At 64.4% G+C, this 9472-nt stretch carries 6 protein-coding genes; all 6 read left to right on the forward strand.

Annotation, left to right across the window (positions count from 1 at the left end):
* Positions 1 to 286 precede the first annotated feature (286 nt).
* Positions 287 to 895, forward strand: coding sequence for a 50S ribosomal protein L25/general stress protein Ctc (locus tag NF551_RS04905; protein WP_227895094.1), 609 nt, complete (start codon positions 287 to 289; stop codon positions 893 to 895).
* A gap of 6 nt (positions 896 to 901) precedes the next feature.
* A complete protein-coding gene (pth, locus tag NF551_RS04910; RefSeq protein WP_227895092.1) occupies positions 902 to 1486 on the forward strand; it encodes an aminoacyl-tRNA hydrolase in 585 nt (194 codons plus the stop codon).
* Between the two features lie 427 nt (positions 1487 to 1913).
* Complete coding sequence (locus NF551_RS04915) at positions 1914 to 4505, forward strand: AAA family ATPase (protein WP_227895091.1); 2592 nt, start codon at positions 1914 to 1916, stop codon at positions 4503 to 4505.
* A gap of 29 nt (positions 4506 to 4534) precedes the next feature.
* Positions 4535 to 7216 carry a LuxR C-terminal-related transcriptional regulator gene (locus NF551_RS04920; RefSeq protein ID WP_227895089.1) on the forward strand — a complete coding sequence of 894 codons (2682 nt, stop codon included), beginning with the start codon at positions 4535 to 4537 and terminating at the stop codon, positions 7214 to 7216.
* 192 nt (positions 7217 to 7408) lie between these two features.
* Positions 7409 to 8467: a Gfo/Idh/MocA family protein gene (locus NF551_RS04925; protein ID WP_227895087.1), complete on the forward strand. Its 1059-nt coding sequence runs from the start codon at positions 7409 to 7411 to the stop codon at positions 8465 to 8467.
* Positions 8464 to 9468, forward strand: a complete 1005-nt coding sequence (locus NF551_RS04930) for an NAD-dependent epimerase/dehydratase family protein (RefSeq protein ID WP_227895085.1) — start codon at positions 8464 to 8466, stop codon at positions 9466 to 9468. Before NF551_RS04925 ends, NF551_RS04930 begins: the two co-directional genes overlap by 4 nt.
* Positions 9469 to 9472: the final 4 nt, after the last annotated feature.

The raw sequence follows: 9472 nt of genomic DNA on the forward strand, positions 1-9472 counted from the left end.
TCAAACCAGCCGTAACTGGCCTCTCGGTGGTTGGGGAGGGATTTTGCCGGGGGCGGTGCGCGGAACGCGGGAGAGTGCGACGCCGGGAAGCTGGTAACATGGTCTTCGATGCCTAGGCGAGGGAGGCCCCGGAATTTCCCGGAGGACCTCCGTTATCGACGGTGGCTGGCAACTTCTCAACTGCACGCGTTCCCTTCAGGGGCGCAGACGATGCAGTTTGGTTCGTTCCGATACCGGCGCCGGATAGGCAACTGAAATCCCGGAAGAACCACAACAGGAGTTAGCAATGTCTGAGCAGAAGCTCGCAGCCACCATCCGCACCGAATTCGGCAAGGGTGCAGCCCGTAAGGCACGCGTCGCCGGCAAGATCCCCGCAGTAATCTACGGCCACGGCGCCGACGTCATGCACATCCTGCTGCCGGCCAAGGCAACCACGCTGGCCGTCCGCACCCCGAACGCCCTGCTGGACATCGACGTTGACGGTGAAGCTCACCTGGCCCTGGCCAAGGATATCCAGCGCGATCCGATCAAGCAGATCATCGAGCACATCGATCTCCTGACCGTCCGCAAGGGCGAAAAGGTCGAGGTTGAGGTCAACGTCCACGTTGAAGGCGAACTGGCACCGGGTGCCAACGTGTTCAACCAGGAAGCCAACACTGTGCTGGTCTCCGCTGACGCCACCAACCTGCCGGAAACCATCACCGTGAGCATCGAAGGCCGCAAGGCCGGCGAGCACATCCACGCTTCGGACCTGGAACTGCCTGCCGGCGTCGAGCTCCTCCTCGATCCCGAGACCATGGTCATCAACATCTCCGAGTCCGCTGTCCAGGACCTCGGCGAAACCACTGAGACTGAAGCAGCCGCAGCTCCGGCTGCTCCCGCTGACGAGGCATAGTCCTCTTTGAACAGCAGCACCTGGCTTGTAGCCGGGCTCGGGAACCCCGGGCCCGGCTACAGCCGTAACCGGCACAATGTCGGCCAGATGGTCCTTGACGAGCTTGCGTCCCGGATGGGCGGCACGTTCAAATCGCACAAGGCACGTGCCCAGGTCCTAGAGGGCCGCATCGGCATCGGCGGCCCGCGAGTGGTCCTGGCCAAACCCCTGACGTACATGAACCTTTCGGGCGGACCGGTCTCTGCCCTGGCCCGTTTCTACGGGATTGACCCTGAGAATGTCGTGGCCGTCCACGACGAGATCGACATTCCCTTCAACACCGTCAAGCTGAAGCTTGGCGGGGGAGAAGGCGGACACAACGGACTCCGCGACATTTCCAAGGCGCTGGGCACCAAGGACTACCTCCGTGTGCGCATCGGTGTGGGGCGCCCTCCCGGCCGGATGGAAACGGCCGATTACGTGCTGAAGGACTTCGGCAGCGTTGAGTCCAAAGAGCTTCCATTCCTGGTTTCCGACGGTGCGGATGCCGTTGAACTCCTCCTTTCCGAGGGACTCACAGCCGCCCAGCAGAAGTTCCATACCGGCTCCTGAACTGAGTTTTCCGGCATAGCCGCAGGTCACGGCATACGAGTAGGACCCCGGCAATTTTCGGGTAATTAACCAGTGTTCCCAGCCCCCCTTTGGGGCATTGTTTGCCCCATGGGCCGGGCCTAGACTGGCCCTAGCCTTCGGGCTCCTGAGCGGGGCCGGCGTCGGGAGGCCTCCGAGACTGGGCCACCCCCATCCCGGCGCCGGTCCCTTTTCATCCCCCACGCCAGCGTGCTGTCTGAGGATGCCGGTCGCTGCCTGTCCAAGACATATCTAACACGCTCCGTCTATACCTTCCTATGGAGGTAGATGGAGCGTACTGTGACTCCAGTGACTCGCGCTGCTGGCAGCGCTTCACACATCGATATGGGGCACTGCGGGGGAGACACATGGAACGGCGAGAAGTGCCGCGCGAATTGGCTGGCGCGGCATGACATCCGGCAAGACAGACGTAGCACTTGTTGGCCGGGACTCCGTTCTCCACAAGCTCAAATCAGAACGTGACGGTCGCCGGGGCGTCCTGATCGTCGGCCCGGCCGGAAGCGGGAAGACGGCATTGGCAGAAGCCCTTGCCGAGAGCGCGTCAGGCTTTTATGTCCTCAAACTGCACGGGACACAGGTTTCGCGCAAAACCCCTTACGGCGCCATGGCCAGGTGGCTGAGCCAACTTCCCGATGCCGGCCAGCTGCATCCAGTACAGGTGCTGCAGGAGGTGCAGCGTTTTTTGCAGCTGCAAGCCGGCAAAGCACCGCTCCTGGTAGTTGTGGATGACGCAGACCAGCTCGACGCCCCTTCGGCCCTTGTTCTTTCCCAGTTGGTGCGGGGCGGAAACGCTACCGTCATAGCCACGGCCAGGGATGTCCTCAACGCCGAGCCGGAAATCCTTGAACTCTGGTCTCACGGCTATCTCCAGAGGACAGATCTTGAGCCCCTGCCGCCAAGCGGCGTCCGTGCACTCATGCAACACGTGCTGGGCCGTCCCGTATCAGAGCCCGCCGGGACAGCGATGTGGATTCAGACCCGAGGCAATCCGCACCACACCATCCTGATGACGAAAGACCAGGTAAAGGCGAAGCGGCTGGTTCTTTCGGACGGCGTCTGGGTAATGGCCCGCTCCTATGTACATACAGGTTCCATCGCGGAGCTCTTTTCCGCTGAGGTGGCCAGGCTCCGGCCGGAGCAGCTCAGGGCAGTGGAAATACTGGCCTTCACCAAGAGTTTGCCGGTGCCGCTCATGCTGGAGCTGTCAGCGCCCGAAACTCTGGACTCACTGCAGGAATCCGGCGTGGTCGAACTTACCACCGGCAGGACTCCGATGATGCGGTTGAACGATCCGCTGCTGGCCACGGTTGTCTCCGAAAACGTGCCCCTGGGACGCAGCCATCAGCTGTGGCAGCAGGTAACACCCCATATCAAGCGCGAAGTGGAACTGGACCCTGCTACCGTCACTGCCTATGTCTCATGGTCGCTGGCCTGCGAGGGCCCGCCGCACCCGGACCTCGTGCTGCGTGCTGCCAAGCTGGCGAACGGAATGGGCAGGCCTTGCGCCGCACTGCTCTACGCCCAGTCCGTCGCCGGAGACGGACCGCACCAGGACCTGCTGATTGAGGAAGTCCGTGCCCTGAACGCCCTGGGCGAGAACCAGCGCGCGTTGAGCATCCTCAGGCAATCCGAAGAGGGCTTTCGGGCCACCCGGTGGGAACGATGGACCGAGCTGATGCTGCTCAAGGCTGTCCTGCTGCGCAGCCTGCCAAAAGAAGGCAACGCGCAGGAGGTCCTGGACGGGCTGCGTCCACCGCCGGGGACTGGCTATCCTGCCGAGAGGGAGGCAGCCCTCACCTTGGTGCAGGCGGAGGTGTGGATGGCCGGCGGCGACTATCACGCGGCCGTCGAGCCCCTGCTGGGCATCCGTGACCGCCGGGATACTCCCGAGAGGTTCAGGGCCCTGTCGACTGCCATGGCGGCAGAATCACTGGCTATGACAGGACGGGCGGAGGAGGCTGTAGAGCTGATCGAGCAGTCATGGGAACTGCTGCAGGCTCCGATGGAAGCTGCTGACCAGAGTACTCTGGTGACCCGCGTCTTCTATGCCTTCTACGCGGCAGGAGAACTGGACCGCGCCTCCGGCTTCGTTCAAGCGCTGAGTGACGGAATCCCTGAATCCTACCGGGGAACTGCCGGTGAACTGGCCAAAGGGTTCATCCACGCCGCCGCCGGCGAAAACGACGCAGCACTGGATGTGCTGGTGCCGGGACTGTGCCAGCTGAGGTTCCGCGACCCTGCAGACCTGCTCCCCCTCGCAGCTGCACTGGTCTCCTACGTGTACGCCCAACGAGGGGACGCCGTTCAGGCTGCCGCGTACCTGGACCTGGCGCCCCGTTTCAGGCACAAGCCGTCCTGGCATGTCGAAAAGATCAGTGAATACTTCCGGACCATTGCCCAGGAAAGCGGGGCGGCCCCACAGCGGCTCACCCAGATGGCTGAAGAGGCGAACCAGCGGGGGAACACCTCCTTTGCGCTGGCCTGCCTTGAAGCGGCTGTGTCTCAGGGGGACCAGCGGGCGGCGGCCGAGTTGGCCGGGGTTGCTGGCGCGGCATCCGGTCGGTGGGCCGAAGCGTTGAAAGCGTATGGCCAGGGCGTGGCCGACGGGGATCCCCGGTTGCTGCTTGAGGCAGCGCAGGGCGCGGCAGCACTTGGCAATCACCGCCTGGCTTACCTGGCAGCCCAACTGGTACGCAAGCAGGGAGGCGCCACGCCGGCGCCCAGCGTGCTTCGCAGTGCCGCTGGTGTTGAAAACAACGCCTATCGTAAACTCCGCCGGGAGCACAGTCTCGAACGGATGCTGGAAGGGCTCAGCGATTTTGAAGCCCGGCTGGTTCACCTGGCAAGAGGGTTCCAGACACGGACCGAAATAGCCGGTGAACTGAATCTGTCAGCCCGTACCGTGGACTGGCATCTGGGAAAGCTGTTCGAAAAGCTGCGTGTGTCCGGGCGGTCCGAGTTGAGAGAGATTCTGGGCTAGGAACGATCCGGGAGTGAGGTGGGGGAATAATGCAAGGTTTTGCTTCGCAGCAGTTGGTTGGCCGCGATGAGGAGGTTGGCGCAGTCCTGGACAGCCTGCGCTCGGCTGAGCTGCATGGTGCTTTGATTGTGGCCGAAGCAGGGCTGGGCAAGAGCGCCGTGGCTAACGTCGTGGCTGCGACGCTGGGCAGGGAAATGCCCGTGCACCGGGTTCATGCCAGCTCCGCATTGACCGGAATCCCTTTCGGGGCACTGGCGCCCCTGCTTCCCGTCCTCTCAGCCCATGACACGGATTCACCCCTTGCCGTAATGCGGGCCCTGCTTGAACGCCTGCGGCCCGCAGACCGCGAAGGGCGTGTGCTGCCGCTGGTAGTGGTGGATGACGCCCACGCACTGGATGAGGCAAGTGCCGACCTGCTCTCGCAGCTCATGGTCTCCGGCACCGTGCGGATGCTGCTGCTTACCCGGAGCATTACGGACATCCCGGCCGGGATACCCGCACTGGTCTGGAGCGGAGTGATTTCGCGGCACCACCTGCTGCCCCTCACTGACGCCCAGGTCCACGAACTGTGCAGCCAGGTCCTTGGGGGACCGGTCCTCAGCACCACGAGTGCCGAGCTGGCCCGGAAGAGCGGTGGAAACCCGATGTTTGTCCTGGCTCTGCTCGCCGAGACACGGCGGACCGGGAACCTGGTGTCCCGCCACGGCGTGTGGCTGCTGGGAGAAAACGTCCGCCCGCCCCAGGGGCGCCTTGGGGACCTCCTGAAAGCCCAGCTCTCCGGGCTTTCGAACGAAGAGCGGGAAGCCATGGAGATTATTGCGCTGGCGGAACCGGTGCCCGTCGGGGTGGCGTTCCAGCTGGGCCTGCACCGGTCCGTGGACTCCCTGACGGCCTCGAACCTGGTCAGCGTAGAACACGAAGGGCCTCGATTGCTGCGTCCCAGGCACCCGCTGTACGGGGAGCTGGTGCGGCACATGGTTCCTGCGGCGCGCAGCGCGCGCCTGCGGCAGAGGGTGCTCGAGGTCCTGCCGGAGCATACCGACTCCATGGACGGGCTGCTGCGCAGCGTTGCCTGGTCCCTGGACTGCGGCGCAAAGGTTCCCGACGACCAGCTGCTCCGGGCAGCCTTCATGGCCAACAATTTCTTCGACAGCAACTTCGCCCTGCGAGCGGCCCGGGAGATCCAGGATCCGCAGCTGCTGCCGGCGGCCAGCGTCCAGATTGCCCGGGCACACTACCAAAGCGGCAATCACCGGGCAGCCCGGGAGCTCGTCGCCGGCACGGTCGATGCTTCCACGGACCTCACGACCGCCAAACTGGGAACCCTGCTGGAGGTGCAGCTAAGACAGCACGGGGAATCCAACGCGGAGGAAGTCCACGGTGTCCGCCGCGCCTGGGAGGCTGCCATCGACCGCATTGAGTCCAGCGCATCCGCCGAGGGCCCGGCAGACGCCGAAATGCTGTCCGACATCGCCTCCTCACGGCGTGGCGCAGCGCTGCTCGGGGCCCTCATTGATGTCGCAGCGGGGAGTTACCGCACCACCGCCGCCAAGCTAACGGATCTGCTCACCGAGGCGCGTGCAGCAGGCGACCTGGAAGCGGTATTGGTTGCTTCGGCCCTGCTCGGTGACATCCACACCTGTACCGGGCGGGCAGAGACAGCGGTCAACTTCACCCGTGAAGCACTGGGGATCGTGCTGCGAAACGACCACCGTTTCCTGGCTTACTACCAATTCGTCCTGCACCGCCATCTCTCAGCCCTGCTTTGGGCCGGTTACTGGGACGAAGCACAGAACTCGGTGCACCAGGATCTTGTCGCCTCCTCTCGGAGCTTCATCCGGATCGGGGGCTCTGTGGACCTGTGCCTCGCCGTAATGGACCTGCGCCGGGGTGAGCTGCGTGCTGCACTGCCCAAGCTTGCGGCGGCCATCGAGGGCCTGCGGGCACACGATCCTGAGGGAAGCCTTCCCCTGGCCCTCGCGATTGCCGCGCAGATCTCCGCACGGCAGGGCGATACCGGACGGGCAGACGAACTCCTGGCCGACGCCGGAGAGCTGACACCCCGCGGGACCCTGACGACACGCGTCATAGCGGCAGGTAACCGCCTCGCCGCGGAATACGCCCGGACGAATGATCCTGCCTTTCTCGAGGAGCTCCGCGAAGCGGCAGCGCAGGCCGAAGAGCAAGGACTCGTGGCGGCCGAATTCGAGCTGCGGGCACTCAGCATGAATCTCGGCGATTCCACGAGCATGAACCGCCTCCTGAAGTTGAGCGAAGACGTCCAAGGGCCGCGCGGACGTGCCATGAGTGTCTTCGCCAGGGCTGTCCTGGACCAGGACGTTACGGCCCTGTTGCATATCGCCGCGGAGCCCGTCGACGCCGACAGTGAGGGGCTGCGGCCGCTGGCACTCCAGGAAGCACTGAGGCTGGCAAAGACCAGTGGTGACCGTACCCAGGTACAGAGAGTCCAACGGAGCATCGGCAAGGGCACCGACGCTTCTGCTGCCCGCCGCAATGCCTCGGGACCGCCGGTTCTCACCCGCCGCGAGAAGGACGTTGCGGCATTGGTCATCAAGGGATACCGGAACGCTGAAGTGGCGGAGCGGCTGTACTTGTCGGTCCGGACCGTGGAAGGACATATCTACCGGATCTTCGAGAAGCTCGGCATCAGCAAACGTGACGAGCTGACCGCCGAGCTGATGGGGGAGTAGCGCGCCGACTGTCTCTACTCGGTAGGGAAGGAATCTGTCCGGGTAGAAACCGGTGACGACCGGTATACGGTACTCATCCGACCCGTTGCCCGCTGTTCGTAGGGTGTTCCGCAGTATCAAGCTCAGCCCCCATGGCTGCGGACAGAACAGTTGGTCTCAAAAGTGCACCCATCACCCACCCTTGCTTCGGCCTTGCCCGAAACCCCCCTGAACGTCGCAGTCATCGGTGCCGGCTACTGGGGGCCCAACCTGGCACGGAACTTCCACGGCAGCACAGATTGGCGTCTGAGGGCCATCTGCGATCTCGACACCGAGCGGGCCGGGCGCCTGGCAGCCTCAGCGGGAGGGGTGCCGGTGCTTTCCTCAGTTGAGGAACTGCTCCTGGACCCGGAGCTCGACGCCGTGGCCATCGCCACGCCGGCCCGCACCCACCACTTGATCGCTACTGCCGCGCTCGCCGCAGGCAAACACGTCCTGGTGGAGAAGCCCCTGGCCGATGCCCTGGTCCTGGGTGAACAGATGGTGCAGATGGCCGAGGACGCCGGCCTGATCCTGATGGCGGACCACACATACTGCTACACCCCGGCCGTGCTGAAAATCCGGGAACTCGTGGCTGCCGGTGAACTTGGCGAAATCCTCTTCATCGATTCGGTGCGCATCAACCTGGGACTGATCCAGCCCGACGTCGACGTCTTCTGGGACCTTGCACCGCATGACCTCTCCATTCTGGACTTCATCCTGCCGGGCGGCCTGAAGCCGGCACGGGTCTCCGCGCACGGATCCGATCCTGTGGGCGCCGGTACGGCCTGCGTGGGACACCTGGTCCTGGAACTCGAGACCGGCGCCATGGCACACATCCACGTGAACTGGCTCAGCCCTACCAAGATCCGGCAGCTGGTCATCGGCGGAAGCCGCCGCACCCTGGTCTGGGACGACCTCAACCCCCAGCAGAGGCTGAGCATCTATGACCGCGGCGTAAACCTGAGCCGCGACACGGGGGAGGACGAACGTTCCGCGTCCAACATCTCCTACCGGCTGGGCGACACCTGGTCACCGGCCTTGCCCGAACACGAAGCCCTGGCAGCGATGGTCACCGAATTCGCAGCCAGCATCCGGACTGGAAGGCCTTCCCTGACCAGCGGTTCAGCCGGCGTCCGCGTCCTATCGGTGCTCGAAGCCGCTACCCAGAGCCAGAAAACCGGTACCCCCGTCCGGCTCCTCCCCACTCGCGAACTGGAATCCGCCTCATGACACAGTCCCCATCCCTGCAGGGCGCGGCAGCGCTCGTTACCGGCGGTGCCGGAACCATTGGCTCCGCCATCGTTGACCAGCTCCTGGCGGCCGGCGCCGGAGAGGTGCGCGTTCTGGACAACCTGGTCCGCGGCCGCCGCGCAAACCTTGCCGATGCCCTGGAAGATCCGCGGGTCAGCCTCTACGAAGGCGACATCCGCAACCGTGACCTGGTCCACGACCTCACGGCCGGAGCGGATCTGGTCTTCCACCAGGCGGCAATCCGTATTACCCAGTGCGCCGAAGACCCCCGGCTGGCGCTTGAAGTGCTGGCCGATGGAACCTTCAACGTGCTGGAAGCAGCCGCTGCGCACAACGTGGGAAGGGTCGTGGCAGCCTCCAGCGCCTCCGTCTACGGGCTCGCCGAGCAATTTCCCACCCCCGAGAGCCATCACCTGCACAGCAACGACACTTTCTACGGGGCTGCCAAGGCGTTCAACGAAGGCATGCTGCGCAGCTTCCACGCCATGTACGGACTTCGGTACACGGGGTTGCGGTACTTCAACGTCTACGGGCCGCGCATGGACGTCCACGGGGTCTATACCGAGGTCCTGGTGCGGTGGATGGAGAGGATCGCAGACGGGAAGCCGCCGCTGATTTTCGGCAGCGGATCGCAAACGATGGACTTCGTCTACACCACCGACATCGCGCGGGCCAACGTGCTGGCCGCACAACAGGGAGTCCCCGGGGCGATCTACAACGTTGCCAGCGGAACGGAAACCAGTTTGCTGCAGCTGGCCCGGCAGCTGCTGGAGGTCATGCATTCAGACCTCGACGTCGAGTTCGGCCCTGAACGTGAGGTCAACGGCGTCAGCAGGCGGCTGGCTGACACAACGGCTGCGCAGGCCGAGCTGGGCTTCACAGCGGAAGTGCCCCTGGCCAAAGGCCTGGCTGAGCTTGTGGAGTGGTGGCTTCCGCTGCGCTCGGAGATCGCGGCCGGACGGGGGAGCACAGGAGTATGAACAG

This window comes from Arthrobacter caoxuetaonis (assembly GCF_023921125.1).
Taxonomy (GTDB): domain Bacteria; phylum Actinomycetota; class Actinomycetes; order Actinomycetales; family Micrococcaceae; genus Arthrobacter_B; species Arthrobacter_B caoxuetaonis.

Excerpts from the sequence above, each read along its gene's own strand:
- NF551_RS04905 (WP_227895094.1), top strand. The coding sequence starts at position 287 with ATGTCTGAGCAGAAGCTCGCAGCCACCATCCGCACCGAATTCGGCAAG.
- NF551_RS04915 (WP_227895091.1), top strand. The coding sequence starts at position 1,914 with ATGACATCCGGCAAGACAGACGTAGCACTTGTTGGCCGGGACTCCGTT.
- NF551_RS04920 (WP_227895089.1), top strand. The coding sequence starts at position 4,535 with ATGCAAGGTTTTGCTTCGCAGCAGTTGGTTGGCCGCGATGAGGAGGTT.
- NF551_RS04930 (WP_227895085.1), top strand. The coding sequence starts at position 8,464 with ATGACACAGTCCCCATCCCTGCAGGGCGCGGCAGCGCTCGTTACCGGC.